At 48.8% G+C, this 12,817-nt stretch carries 13 protein-coding genes; 11 read left to right on the top strand and 2 right to left on the bottom strand.

Annotated features, from left to right (window positions below; genetic code table 11):
• Window positions 1-126: 126 nt before the first annotated feature.
• On the bottom strand, window positions 127-2,121 hold the full coding sequence (gene tkt / locus OCU60_RS14945; RefSeq protein WP_261854728.1) for a transketolase: 1,995 nt from the start codon (window positions 2,119-2,121) through the stop codon (window positions 127-129).
• 370 nt (window positions 2,122-2,491) lie between these two features.
• Here tkt and metK point away from each other — a divergent pair, with 370 nt between their 5' ends.
• The 6 genes from metK to ruvX all read left to right on the top strand — a co-directional run bounded on the left by metK (window position 2,492) and on the right by ruvX (window position 7,320).
• Complete coding sequence (gene metK / locus OCU60_RS14950) at window positions 2,492-3,646, top strand: methionine adenosyltransferase (RefSeq protein WP_074371400.1); 1,155 nt, start codon at window positions 2,492-2,494, stop codon at window positions 3,644-3,646.
• A gap of 227 nt (window positions 3,647-3,873) precedes the next feature.
• The gene (locus tag OCU60_RS14955) at window positions 3,874-4,386 is read left to right on the top strand and encodes a SprT family zinc-dependent metalloprotease (protein ID WP_370738657.1); all 513 of its coding nucleotides are present in this window, start codon (window positions 3,874-3,876) and stop codon (window positions 4,384-4,386) included.
• A 153-nt stretch (window positions 4,387-4,539) separates the two neighbouring features.
• Window positions 4,540-5,271 carry a 16S rRNA (uracil(1498)-N(3))-methyltransferase gene (rsmE, locus tag OCU60_RS14960; protein WP_074371401.1) on the top strand — a complete coding sequence of 244 codons (732 nt, stop codon included), beginning with the start codon at window positions 4,540-4,542 and terminating at the stop codon, window positions 5,269-5,271.
• 30 nt (window positions 5,272-5,301) lie between these two features.
• Entirely contained in the window at window positions 5,302-6,249 is a 948-nt protein-coding gene (gshB, locus tag OCU60_RS14965) for a glutathione synthase (protein WP_021019828.1), read from the top strand.
• A 41-nt stretch (window positions 6,250-6,290) separates the two neighbouring features.
• A complete protein-coding gene (locus OCU60_RS14970; RefSeq protein ID WP_074371402.1) occupies window positions 6,291-6,854 on the top strand; it encodes a YqgE/AlgH family protein in 564 nt (187 codons plus the stop codon).
• Between the two features lie 43 nt (window positions 6,855-6,897).
• Window positions 6,898-7,320, top strand: coding sequence for a Holliday junction resolvase RuvX (gene ruvX / locus OCU60_RS14975; RefSeq protein ID WP_074371403.1), 423 nt, complete (start codon window positions 6,898-6,900; stop codon window positions 7,318-7,320).
• 44 nt (window positions 7,321-7,364) lie between these two features.
• Here the strand turns inward: ruvX and OCU60_RS14980 are convergent, their stop codons facing one another.
• Complete coding sequence (locus tag OCU60_RS14980; protein ID WP_074371404.1) at window positions 7,365-8,366, bottom strand: type IV pilus twitching motility protein PilT; 1,002 nt, start codon at window positions 8,364-8,366, stop codon at window positions 7,365-7,367.
• 214 nt (window positions 8,367-8,580) lie between these two features.
• Here OCU60_RS14980 and OCU60_RS14985 point away from each other — a divergent pair, with 214 nt between their 5' ends.
• From OCU60_RS14985 to OCU60_RS15005, 5 genes are all read left to right on the top strand, one after another.
• A complete protein-coding gene (locus OCU60_RS14985; protein ID WP_074371405.1) occupies window positions 8,581-9,288 on the top strand; it encodes a YggS family pyridoxal phosphate-dependent enzyme in 708 nt (235 codons plus the stop codon).
• Window positions 9,289-9,314: 26 nt separating this feature from the next.
• Window positions 9,315-10,136 (top strand): pyrroline-5-carboxylate reductase, encoded by an 822-nt coding sequence (proC, locus tag OCU60_RS14990; protein ID WP_074371406.1) that lies wholly within the window; start codon window positions 9,315-9,317, stop codon window positions 10,134-10,136.
• Between the two features lie 51 nt (window positions 10,137-10,187).
• Window positions 10,188-10,745 carry a YggT family protein gene (locus tag OCU60_RS14995; protein ID WP_074371407.1) on the top strand — a complete coding sequence of 186 codons (558 nt, stop codon included), beginning with the start codon at window positions 10,188-10,190 and terminating at the stop codon, window positions 10,743-10,745.
• The gene (gene yggU, locus OCU60_RS15000; protein WP_074371408.1) at window positions 10,730-11,041 is read left to right on the top strand and encodes a DUF167 family protein YggU; all 312 of its coding nucleotides are present in this window, start codon (window positions 10,730-10,732) and stop codon (window positions 11,039-11,041) included. Before OCU60_RS14995 ends, yggU begins: the two co-directional genes overlap by 16 nt.
• Before the next feature lie 212 nt (window positions 11,042-11,253).
• The gene (locus OCU60_RS15005; protein ID WP_074371409.1) at window positions 11,254-12,717 is read left to right on the top strand and encodes a UbiD family decarboxylase; all 1,464 of its coding nucleotides are present in this window, start codon (window positions 11,254-11,256) and stop codon (window positions 12,715-12,717) included.
• Window positions 12,718-12,817 lie beyond the last annotated feature (100 nt).

Genomic DNA, 12,817 nt, shown 5'->3' on the forward strand with positions numbered 1-12,817 from the left:
CACCGCATGACGCCAAATACAGACAGACTTACTGACCACATCCAGTATGACAGACCAATCATCCGACGAAAAAATGCCGGACATCAGGCCCGGCATTCAACAGATGATCAGCCACTTTGCTTATCTTTACCCCAAAGACAGTGCCACTTCCACGACATTATCTACGGTAAAGCCGAACAGTTTGAACAGTTCGCCAGCCGGTGCCGACTCACCAAAGCTATTCATACCGACAATGCGACCATTGAGGCCGACATACTTGTACCAGTAATCCGCAATCCCCGCTTCAATCGCAACTCGTGCAGTCACTGAAGCTGGCAGTACCGCTTCACGGTAAGCTGCATCCTGACGGTCAAATGCATCGGTTGAAGGCATGGAAACCACACGAACCTGCTTGCCTTTCGCTGTTAATTCCGCTGCCGCCTGAACGGCTAAATCAACCTCAGAGCCGGTGGCAATCAGGATTAAATCCGGGGTGCCCTGACAATCTTTCAGGATGTAGCCGCCTTTGGCGATGTTTGCCACCTGAGCCGCATCACGCGCTTGTTGCGCCAGATTCTGACGAGAGAAAATCAGCGCAGTCGGGGCATCTTTGCGTTCAATCGCCAACTTCCAAGCCATCGCGGATTCAACCTGGTCACAAGGACGCCATGTGCTCATGTTCGGTGTCAGACGCAGTGAAGCAATTTGTTCAACCGGCTGGTGGGTCGGCCCGTCTTCACCCAAACCAATGGAATCATGGGTGTAGACCTGAATGTTCTGCACTTTCATCAGCGCTGCCATGCGCATTGCATTGCGCGCGTATTCCATAAACATTAGGAAGGTCGCACCGTAAGGAATGAAACCGCCATGCAGCGCAATCCCGTTGATGATGGCCGTCATGCCGAATTCACGCACACCGTAATGAATATAGTTGCCGGATGCATCATCGGTCGTCAGTGATTTCGAGCCAGACCACATGGTCAGGTTAGATGGCGCAAGGTCAGCCGAGCCACCCATGAATTCAGGGAGTAACTTGCCGAAGGCTTCCAAAGCGTTTTGCGACGCTTTACGAGAAGCAATCGAAACCGGATTGGCTTGCAAGTCAGCAATAATTTGGCTGGTTTGCGTTTCCCACTCCGCAGGCAGTTCACCATTGACCCGACGCTTGAATTCAGCCGCCAGCTCAGGGTAAGCCGCCTGATACGTTGCGAACTGCTCATCCCATGCCGCTTCTTTCGCTGCGCCGGATTCTTTCGCATCCCACTGCGCATAAATGTCAGCCGGAATCTCAAACGGGCCATATTCCCACCCCAGTTGCTCACGCGTCGCTTTGATTTCATCCGCACCCAGTGGTGCACCGTGGCAATCATGAGAGCCGGATTTGTTCGGTGAGCCAAAACCAATCACGGTTTTGGTACAAATGAGTGTCGGACGTGAGGTTTCCGCTTTGGCTGCGGTAATCGCCGCTTCAATTGCCGCCGCATCATGTCCGTCGACAGCCGGAATCACATGCCAGCCGTACGCTTCAAAGCGTTTCACGGTGTCATCCGTGAACCAACCGTCCACATCACCGTCAATCGAAATGCCGTTGTCATCCCAAAACGCAATCAGTTTGCCCAGCCCCAAAGTACCGGCCAAAGAGCACGCTTCATGAGAAATTCCTTCCATCAGACAGCCATCACCAAGGAAGGCATAAGTATGATGGTCAACAATATTGTGCTGCTCACGGTTAAACTGCGCGGCAAGCGCTTTTTCCGCAATGGCCATACCGACCGCGTTGGTGATGCCTTGTCCGAGCGGCCCGGTTGTGGTTTCAATCCCCGGTGCATAGCCGTACTCCGGGTGACCCGGTGTTTTTGAATGTAGCTGACGGAAGTTCTTCAGGTCATCAATCGACAGGTCATACCCCGTCAAATGCAACAGCGAATAAATGAGCATCGAGCCGTGGCCGTTAGAGAGCACGAAACGGTCGCGGTCAGCCCAATTCGGATTTTGTGGGTTGTGGTTCAAGTGAGAGCGCCACAGCACTTCAGCGATATCCGCCATCCCCATCGGGGCGCCGGGGTGACCTGAATTGGCTTGTTGAACACCATCCATACTTAAAGCGCGGATTGCATTCGCGAGACGTTTTTGGGAAGACATGTCAGCTCCTGAAAGTCATAAAGCAAAAAATGAATGTAGATTACGACGAAATAACACCGTATTTGCAAAATACCATATTAAAAAAAGCACCATATTGTCGCAAAGCCCTTTACTTGGCGCAATCGATTTACTGTGCCAATAAGTGCGCGATCTGTCGCAGATTTATCGGTTATTTCCCCAAAAGTAAAACATTGTCATTCCAAATAAGCATCGTGATGTTTATCAATCATCAAAAAAAGCTTGTAATTCCATTAATGCTGCATAGAATGGACGTCTAGATGTAAAAACATCTCTTGCGTTTAGCGCTTGTTTTCAAATAATTTCGAGTAAGTGTTCAGTATGACTTGCTCATCATCTGAGTGGAGTTCTCATGACAAAGCATCTGTTTACTTCTGAATCCGTATCAGAAGGACATCCTGATAAAATTGCCGATCAAATTTCCGATGCCGTACTTGATGCGATTTTAGAACAAGACCCCAAAGCGCGTGTTGCCTGTGAAACCTATGTCAAAACAGGCATGGTCATGGTTGGTGGCGAAATCACGACATCAGCTTGGGTTGATATTGAAGAATTAACCCGGACCACTGTGCGTGAAATTGGCTATACCCATTCAGACATGGGATTCGATGCAGACTCTTGCGCGGTTTTAAATACCATCGGCAAACAGTCTCCAGATATTAATCAGGGTGTCGATCGCGCTGACCCGAAAGAACAAGGCGCCGGTGACCAAGGCATCATGTTCGGTTATGCAACCAACGAAACCGATGTTCTGATGCCAGCGCCAATCACTTACGCGCACCGCTTGGTTCAACGTCAGTCTGAAGTGCGTAAAAACGGCACACTGCCATGGCTGCGTCCGGACGCAAAATCACAGGTAACTTTCCAATATAACGACGGCAAAATTGTCGGTATCGATGCCGTGGTCTTATCCACGCAACACAGTGATTCCATTTCAACCGAATCATTGAGAGAAGCGGTGATGGAAGAAATCATCAAACCAACGCTGCCGACTGAATGGTTAAACAAAGAGACCAAATACTTTATCAACCCAACCGGTCGTTTCGTTATCGGTGGCCCGATGGGTGACTGTGGTCTGACTGGCCGTAAAATCATTGTTGATACATACGGTGGCGCAGCCCGTCATGGCGGTGGTGCCTTCTCCGGAAAAGATCCATCCAAAGTTGACCGTTCAGCCGCCTACGCAGCGCGTTATGTTGCCAAAAACCTCGTTGCAGCCGGTCTGGCTGATCGTTGTGAGATTCAACTATCTTACGCGATTGGTGTTGCGGATCCGACATCAATCATGATTGAAACATTCGGCACAGAAAAAGTAGCACACAGCATCATCATCGAAGCCGTTCGTCAGTACTTCGATCTCCGTCCATACGGGCTTCAGGAAATGTTGAATCTACTCCAGCCGATTTATAAAAAGACCGCAGCTTATGGTCACTTCGGTCGGGATGAATTCCCATGGGAAGCAACCGATAAAGCAGCATTACTGCGGGACTTCGCTGGGCTAAAGTAAGCCGCTCTTGTCCATAAACCGTATTATCTTGAATTGATAGCCCTCCACCCGGAGGGCTTGCTTCTATATACGGAAACCGAGATGATAAGTGACTTGCATTGCTTTATGCCTCGCAATTGTTTTAGCCAATAATTGTTTTAGCCAATAATTGTTTTAGACAAGAATTACTTTAGCCAAAAACTGCTTTTATCCCAAAAGAAGAGCCCCAAAAGATAAGGGAGAAAAACGTGTCAGCTTCACCGATACCTGCTGAACTCCATACCCAAGTCACTGCTCGGATCCAGTCTTGTATTGAGCAAGCATCGCACGACTTTCAACACCCTTTCCCGCAACCAAGCCTTAGCTATCAACTGCGTGGTAAAGCGGCCGGAAAAGCTTATTGTCATCGCTGGGAAATTCGTCTGAATCCGGTACTGCTTGTTGAAAATCAAAGCGAGTTTTTACAACAAGTGATTCCTCACGAAATAGCGCACCTGCTGGTCCACCACCTGTATGGGCGAGTAAGACCACACGGTTCAGAATGGCAATCGGTGATGACGCAGGTCTTCGGTTTGCCACCCCATACAACCCATCAGTTTGATACACGTTCCGTGGCCGGAGAAACCTTCCCATACCATTGTCAGTGTCAGCAATTTTCGTTGTCGATCCGTCGTCATCGGAAAGTACAACGTCAGCAAATTATCTATCGTTGTACACAATGCCACCAGCCACTGAGATACAATGGGAGCGGATATGAATGACAAACGAGGTTTTTCCTTTTTGTTTTCAATTATCCCTCTTGTAATTTCAGTTTGCAGCGCCCATCTTATACCCAATAAAAGCGACAAGCCTGTTTAGGACAAATCGGTTGCAGAAAAGTCGTCGGTTCAGGAAAAGTCGATTTAGGAAAATTTATGAGAACGCCTCGTATTTATCATCCGGAGAAAATCTCCCCCACAGGTCTGGTGACATTAAGCGAAGATGCGGCCGGTCATGTCGGTCGTGTGCTGAGAATGCAAACAGGTCAGGAAATCTTATTATTTGATGGCCATGGCTCAGAATATCCGGCCGTGTTGGCCGAAATCAGTAAAAAAGCAGTCACGGCACAAGTCGGAGATGCTGTTGTGCGGGATAATGAATCCCCGCTGCATCTTCATCTTGGTCAAGTCATTTCTCGCGGAGACAAAATGGAATTTACCATTCAAAAATCCGTGGAGCTTGGCGTCAATACCATCACCCCTCTGCTGTCAGAACGATGTGGTGTCAAACTGGATCAAAAACGCTTTGAGAAAAAATTGCAACAATGGCAAAAGATTGTGATTGCTGCCTGTGAACAATGCGGACGCAATACCATTCCTGAGATCAGACCGATCATGCCACTGGCAGATTGGTGCAGTGAAGCAACAGACTCGCTCAAACTGAACCTTCACCCTCGCGCATCGTATTCAATCAACACCCTGCCGGCACCGGACAAAGGTATTCGTCTGTTAATCGGTCCGGAAGGCGGATTGTCCGCTGAAGAAATTCAGATGACGAAAGATTATCAATTTGAAGAAATATTACTCGGTCCCCGCGTACTCAGAACAGAAACGGCAGCCTTAACGGCGATCACCGCACTACAGGTGCGTTTTGGTGACCTTGGCTAAGTGCCAATTCAAGACTTGGAGAATAAAGAAATGATTAAACTAGGCGTTGTGATGGATCCGATTGAAGGGATCAATATCAAAAAAGATACCACCTTTGCGATGATGCTTGAAGCACAACGTCGGGGCTATGAAGTTCACTATATCAAAATGGATGGACTTCATTTGGATCAAGGTGTCGCTTATGCAGACACCCAAATTGTGCGTCTGCAGGAAGATCCGAACCACTGGTTTGATATTCAGTCGAGTCAGAGCATTGCCCTGTCTGAGCTGGACGCCGTGCTGATGCGTAAAGATCCGCCATTTGATACTGAATATATCTACGCCACCTATATTCTGGAAAGAGCAGAAGAACAAGGTACCCTGATTGTCAATAAACCGCAGAGTCTGCGTGATTGCAATGAGAAACTGTTTACGGCTTGGTTCCCGGAATTAACACCAACCACCATCGTGACCCGCAAAGCGGAGAAAATCCGCGCATTTCAACAGCAACACGGCGACATTATTCTCAAGCCGTTAGACGGGATGGGTGGCGCTTCGATCTTCCGAGTGAAATCAGGTGATCCAAACCTTTCCGTCATTATTGAAACGCTCACCAACCAAGGCCAAAATTACTGCATGGCACAAACCTTCGTACCGGATATCAGTAATGGTGATAAACGCATCCTTGTGGTGGACGGAGAGCCGATGCCATATTGTCTGGCCAGAATTCCTCCCAAGGGTGAAACGCGAGGCAATCTGGCAGCCGGAGGGACAGGAGAAGCCCGGCCACTGACAGAAACGGATCGTCAGATCGCTGAGAAAATCGCCCCGGCACTGAAGGAAAAAGGTCTGATTTTTGTCGGCCTCGATGTGATCGGTGATAAACTCACCGAAATCAATGTCACCAGCCCAACCTGTGTTCGGGAAATTGAAGCGAAATACAATATTTCAATTACAGGGAAGCTCATGGACGCTATCGAACGTCGCGTGAAAGCATAAATGGTGTCAGAATTTCTCTCTGAATAATGAGGGCTCATCCGATGAATTTAACCAATCATTTTCTTGTGGCAATGCCGGGAATGCAGGACCCTTACTTCAAAAATAGCGTGATTTACATTTGTGAACACAATGAAGAAGGAGCCATGGGGCTGATGATTAATGCCCCTATCGATATCACAGTAGGAACTATGCTGAAGCAGGTCGAGGTTGACCCGATTTATCCGCAGGAAAAAACCGATAGTCTGAATAACCCGGTCTTTAATGGCGGGCCGATTTCTTCTGATCGGGGCTTTATTTTGCACCGCCCCAAAGATCACTATGAATCCAGCCTGCAAATGACGGATGAGCTGAGTGTCACCACCTCAAAAGATATTCTGACGGTGCTCGGCACTGATGTCGAACCGAGTCATTATCTGGTCGCACTCGGTTATTCCGGTTGGGAAGCCGGGCAACTGGAGAGTGAATTAACTGACAACTCCTGGCTGACCATTGAAGCCGATCCGGAAGTCATTTTTGACACACCGATTCATGAGAAGTGGAATCGGGCGGTCAAGACACTGGGCATCACCCCAACACAGCTATCGACGGTGGCCGGACACGCTTAATCCCGTCGTTGGCTGAAGTGTATCAATAGAGTGAAAATAAAATATGTCCAAAACAATCATGGCCTTTGATTATGGTACGAAAAGTATCGGCAGTGCGATCGGACAGGAAATTACCGGCACCGCATCCCCTCTGAAAGCTTTTTCGGCGAAAGACGGGATTCCGAGATGGGAGGACATTGAGAAGCAGATTCAGGAATGGAAACCAGACCTGCTAATTGTGGGCTTACCGACTGATTTACAAGGTAAAGATTTGGAGAGCATTACGCCTCGGGCCAGAAAATTCGCCAACCGATTGCATGGCCGTTTCGGTGTACCGGTTGAACTGCATGATGAACGTTTATCCACGACCGAAGCCCGCAGCACACTGTTTGAGCAAGGCGGCTTTCGGGCGCTGAAAAAAGGCAATGTGGACTGTCAATCAGCCGTTATCATTCTGGAAAGCTGGTTTGAAACCCAGTGGGGGTGAGTCTCTCCCCCCGCTTGTTCTCCGTTTTTCTGTTCCGAATGCCCTCACGCGGATGTCGGCAAAATCTTTCCGAGATTCAATAAACGCTGTCGATCTTGCATCATGGTTCTCATCCCACGCTCGGCCCCAGCCTGCATGACCGATTCAATCTGAGGCAGTCGATTTTCCCGGATCAAATTCCGCACTGCTGAGGTTGCTATCAACACTTCATAACAGCCAACCCGACCTCCCCCGACTTGGGGCAATAATCGCTGGGCAATCACTGCCTGTAACGATTCGGCCAGCACAGCACGAACGCGGTTCTGCTCATCTGCGGGAAACACGTCAATCATCCGATCAATGGATTGTGCAGCACTACGGGTATGCAGTGTTGCCAACACCAAATGTCCGGTTTCTGCGGCGGTCAAGGCCAAACGAACCGTTTCCGGATCGCGCAATTCCCCGATCAGCAACACATCGGGATCGGCCCGCAATGCAGCACGTAGCGCCTCGGCAAAAGAGCCACTGTCGCGCCCGATTTCGCGATGATGCACTAAGGACTGCTGGGAATGATGCACAAACTCAACCGGATCTTCAATCGTCACGATATGCTTCGCATCACCGCAGTTAATGGCATCAACCATCGCAGCTAAAGTCGTTGATTTACCGGAACCGGTGGCCCCGGTAACCAGAACCAATCCCTGACGATAACGACAAATATCGGCAAGAATATCCGGTGCATCGAGTGATTGAAGCGTCGGAATATCACTCGGAATATAGCGCATCACCGCAGCATAGCCACGGCTTTGCACAAAACGGTTCACCCGAAAGCGGCCATGTTCACTCTGATAACACCAGTCCGCTTCTTGGGTCAGCCGAAACTGCTCTCGCTGCGCGACGCTCATCATCGATTCGGTCAGAGACAGCACCTTCTGGCTGGATAAAGTTTCACATGCCAACTTTCTCAATCCACCATCGATCCGTAACATCGGCGGGTGACTTGCAGAAAGGTGTAGATCAGAGGCGTTCTGTTTTACACTAAGAGCCAGTAACGTTGATATATTCATAAGTTGATTCAGTCACTCTTGTTTATTAGGGAATGTTGTTTATTAGGAAATGTTGTTTATTAGGGAATATGTTTTATTAGGGAACGTGTTTGATTAAGAATCATGTTTTATTAGGAATAGTGCATCGATTTAGCATTTATCTGCTGACGGTGTTCTACTTACCAAGAACGGTTTACAATGAACGGTTTACAACTACCTGTTTAGACAAATAATTATGAGTACGATTGCACAAAACATTCAACATATCATGTCAGACATCGAGCGGGTTCAGGAAAAATGTGGACGTACTCGAAATTCTGTTCTTTTACTGGCAGTCAGCAAAACCAAACCGGTCGAAGCGATCGTTGAGGCGATTCAAGCCGGTCAGCTTGCTTTCGGTGAAAACTACGTGCAGGAAGGGGTCGAAAAAGTACAGTATTTCGCCCGGCACACACAGGACAACGCTTTAGAATGGCACTTTATCGGTCCGATACAGTCCAATAAAACACGTCAGGTTGCTGAGCACTTTGCATGGGTTCATACCATTGATCGCGAGAAAATTGCCCAACGCCTCAACGATCAACGCCCCGCAGGCATGCCACCGCTTCAGGTGCTGATTCAGGTCAATACCAGTAGTGAACACACCAAATCCGGAGCCGGGGAACAAGAGATTTTTCAACTGGCCGCATTGATTTCGACACTCCCAAACCTCACCTTAAGAGGATTAATGTCGATTCCGGAAAATGTGCCGGACTATGACGCTCAACTGGCTGCGTTTAAAAAATTGGCCACACTGAAAGAAAAACTACAAGCAATCTATCCCGAAGTGGATACGCTTTCCATGGGAATGAGTGGAGATATGGAAGCTGCGATTGCAGCGGGTAGCACCATCGTCAGAATCGGAACCGCCATCTTTGGCGCTCGAGATTATTCAAATACCTGACGCCAAAAAACTAAGGAAAACTATCTATGGAACAAAGACAGATCGCCTTCATCGGTGCCGGCAACATGGCAAAAGCGATCATTGCAGGATTAGTCGGCAACGGATATCCCGCGACACAAATCACAGCAACAGCACCGTCAGACCGGCATTTGTTACCACTGGCGAATGATTATGGTATTCGGACATCACACGATAACCATCAAGTCGTCCAGCAAGCAGATGTGATCATTCTTGCAGTGAAGCCTCAATTGATGGCTGATGTTTGCCGTCATTTTCAGGATATTGATCTGTCCCAAAAGCTAGTGATTTCAATCGCTGCCGGCATCACTTGTCAGCGTTTAAGTGATATGCTCGACACGCCGAATCTCAACCTGATTCGGGTGATGCCCAATACGCCATCTCTGATCAATCAAGGTATGAGCGGGTTATTTGCCAGCGCATCAGTGACGGAAACGGATCAGGCATTTACCACCGAACTGTTTCAATCCGTCGGAGAGGTTTGTTGGATCAATCATGAATCTCAGATAAATGGGATTATTGCCGCAGCCGGTAGTGCACCCGCTTATTTTTTCCTATTCATGGAAGCGATGCAAAAAGAGGCGATTGCCCAAGGATTTGATGCCGAGACAGCCCGCCTGCTGGTTCAACAAAGTGCGGTGGGAGCCGCGGCAATGGTCACAGCAAATCCGGACACCGACTTCACCGCACTCAGGGAACAGGTTACATCAAAAGGCGGGACGACAGCTGAAGCAATCCGGACCTTCAATGAACATGATCTCGCTGAAATGGTTGCACAAGCCATGCAAGCTGCGGTACAACGTGCCGAAGCGATGGAAAAACAATTTTAATCATCATGACGGATAGACCGAGACGGCATATCCACGAATTAAGGGCAACTTATGAATTCAATGAGTTTTCTAATCTCTACCCTGTTTAACCTGTACATCATGGTCGTACTGATGCGTCTCTGGCTTCAGGCCGCGCGCGCAGATTTTTATAATCCGTTTTCCCAGTTTGTGGTGAAAGCAACGCAACCGGTCGTCGGTCCACTACGCCGTATTATTCCGTCAATCGGCAACATTGATCTGGCAACGGTATTATTTGCCTACGTGTTGTGTGTCCTGAAATTTACCATCCTGGTGATGATCGCTTCCGGTGGTGCGGCAGGATTCAATACCTACTTTTTATTCTTGGGGCTACTTGCACTGATAAAAGCGGCGGGCGGATTGTTGTTCTGGGTATTGTTGATTCGTGCAATTCTGAGCTGGGTCAGTCAAGGCAGAAGCCCGATAGAATACGTCTTCATTCAAGTGACCGAACCTTTCCTGATGCCAATCAGAAAAATCTTGCCCGATTTAGGGGGCATTGATTTGAGCGTGCTGATCGTCTTCATTTTGTTGCAGTTTATCAACATCATGGTCGGTGACTTTATCGGTCCGGTATGGCATCAGTTGTAATGCCCCCCGTCTGTCAGGAAGGGCTGGATATTATCCTCCGGTTATACATCCAGCCCAAAGCCAGTCGTGACAATATTGTGGGGCTACATGGCGATGAACTCAAAATCGCCATTACCGCCCCACCCGTCGATGGCAAAGCCAATGCCCATCTGGTTAAGTTTTTGTCCAAACAGTTTAAAGTCGCGAAAAGTGCAATTGAGATTGAAAAGGGCGAGCTGGGCAGACATAAGCAAGTCCGGATCCACTCCCCGAGCCAAATCCCTCAGACGATCCAGCCATTGTTGTCATCGCACTGAGTCCACCGACTGCGCAGTATCTCTTTCAGCCATCACATCACATCACGCGCCATCGAATCACGTCCTCACATCAACTGCCACATTCGCAACAGCAACACGACAAACAATATGAACCTCAACACACAAAAAAATTGTTCGTATACGAACGTAGGAGTACACTCCTCAGAGAGAAATCAACATTATTCACAGCGACTCTATGAGGTAATGACGTAATGCAACACATGAAAGACCTTCGTCAATATATTGAAAAACTGGAACAACTCGAAGATATCCGTCACGTTGACAGAGCTGTTGACCCCCATCTTGAAATGGCTGCCATTACACGACGTGGCTATGATCTTCACGCCCCCGCCCCACTATTTAGCAATATTCTTGGTACCGATAAAGGCATGAGAGCGATGGGTGCACCAGCGGCAATCAGCTCAGTCGCAGGGAAACCGGCTGCGCGCGTTGCCCTCTCTGTCGGATTGTCTGAAGATGCTTCGTGGCAAGAGATTGTCGAATGTCTGGCGACATCAACCAAAGCAGAAGGCATTCCACCGAATATCGTCACAACCGCGCCCTGTAAACAGAATATTCTGCATGGCGCCGATGCGAGCCTTGACCGATTCCCGATTCCTTATCTTCATGAAGGTGACGGTGGTCCCTACTGCAATACATGGGGCACCATTGTGGCGCGGACACCTGATGGCAAATGGACCAACTGGTCGATCGCCAGAATCCAGAAATTAGATGCGCATCGTATGACTGGGCTGATTATGCTGCCACAACACATTGCTTGTATATGGGAAGAATGGCGTAAAATTGGCAAACCGATGCCTTATGCATTAGTACAGGGGTGTGAACCTGCCTTACCTATCGTCTCATCAATGCCACTCGATGATTACGAAAATGAAAGTGACTACCTTGGGGGACACTTTGGCGAGGCGATTGATGTCGTGCGGTGCGAGACTATCGATCTTGACGTTCCGGCAAGTGCTGAAATCGTCATTGAAGGGCATATTTCTATCGAACGTGAAAGTGAAGAAGGCCCATTTGGTGAGTATCCCGGTTATATGGTGACCGAAACCAGTATGCAGCCGACCTATCATGTTGAATGTATTACTTATCGTGATGGTGCAATCTGGCCATTCGTCCCGGAAGGCCGCCCGATTGACGAATTCCATACCGCTGTCGGGGTCGCGATGAGTGCAGAAGCACTTTCAATGCTGCGTGAAGCCGATTTACCGGTGACGACCGTCTGGTCACCGCTGGAAACAGCCAACCATTGGTTATTTGTCACCGTCCCCTTTGACTGGCGTGACAAGCTGCCCGGAGTGAGCAGTGAAGCATTTGCCCATCAAATCGCACAAAAGATCTGGCAAACGAAGTACGGGTCAAACTGTCCGGTTATCTATGTGCTGGATGATGATATTGATCCGACCAATCCGGCCGATTACCTCTGGGCACTGCCGACACGGACCCATCCCACCAAACGTCGTGTGATTGATCATGGCCCGATCCTGCCATTGCTAGCCTGTTATACCGATGAAGAGTGTCAGGAACATACCGGAGATCGTGTGGTGCATGACTGCCTGCAACCCGCGCCGAACCGCGGACGCCTGCGCCATAGTTCATTCGAAGGCGCTTATCCGGAAGAGATTCAAGCGCGAGTGATCGAGCTATGGGATCAATAATCGATTAATCAAAACAACAGATCTGAAAAAGCCTCTCAGCATTCATCACCCAACGAATGGGTGACGTCAAATATGAATAGAGGCTTTTTCATTGCAGACA

Origin of the sequence: Vibrio spartinae, from assembly GCF_024347135.1 — a bacterium.
GTDB classification, from domain to species: domain Bacteria; phylum Pseudomonadota; class Gammaproteobacteria; order Enterobacterales; family Vibrionaceae; genus Vibrio; species Vibrio spartinae.

Bases quoted from the DNA above. Each gene is read 5' to 3' on its own strand.
- tkt (WP_261854728.1), bottom strand. From the start codon at position 2,121: ATGTCTTCCCAAAAACGTCTCGCGAATGCAATCCGCGCTTTAAGTATG.
- metK (WP_074371400.1), top strand. From the start codon at position 2,492: ATGACAAAGCATCTGTTTACTTCTGAATCCGTATCAGAAGGACATCCT.
- rsmE (WP_074371401.1), top strand. From the start codon at position 4,540: ATGAGAACGCCTCGTATTTATCATCCGGAGAAAATCTCCCCCACAGGT.
- gshB (WP_021019828.1), top strand. From the start codon at position 5,302: ATGATTAAACTAGGCGTTGTGATGGATCCGATTGAAGGGATCAATATC.
- OCU60_RS14970 (WP_074371402.1), top strand. From the start codon at position 6,291: ATGAATTTAACCAATCATTTTCTTGTGGCAATGCCGGGAATGCAGGAC.
- ruvX (WP_074371403.1), top strand. From the start codon at position 6,898: ATGTCCAAAACAATCATGGCCTTTGATTATGGTACGAAAAGTATCGGC.
- OCU60_RS14980 (WP_074371404.1), bottom strand. From the start codon at position 8,366: ATGAATATATCAACGTTACTGGCTCTTAGTGTAAAACAGAACGCCTCT.
- OCU60_RS14985 (WP_074371405.1), top strand. From the start codon at position 8,581: ATGAGTACGATTGCACAAAACATTCAACATATCATGTCAGACATCGAG.
- proC (WP_074371406.1), top strand. From the start codon at position 9,315: ATGGAACAAAGACAGATCGCCTTCATCGGTGCCGGCAACATGGCAAAA.
- OCU60_RS14995 (WP_074371407.1), top strand. From the start codon at position 10,188: ATGAATTCAATGAGTTTTCTAATCTCTACCCTGTTTAACCTGTACATC.
- yggU (WP_074371408.1), top strand. From the start codon at position 10,730: ATGGCATCAGTTGTAATGCCCCCCGTCTGTCAGGAAGGGCTGGATATT.
- OCU60_RS15005 (WP_074371409.1), top strand. From the start codon at position 11,254: ATGCAACACATGAAAGACCTTCGTCAATATATTGAAAAACTGGAACAA.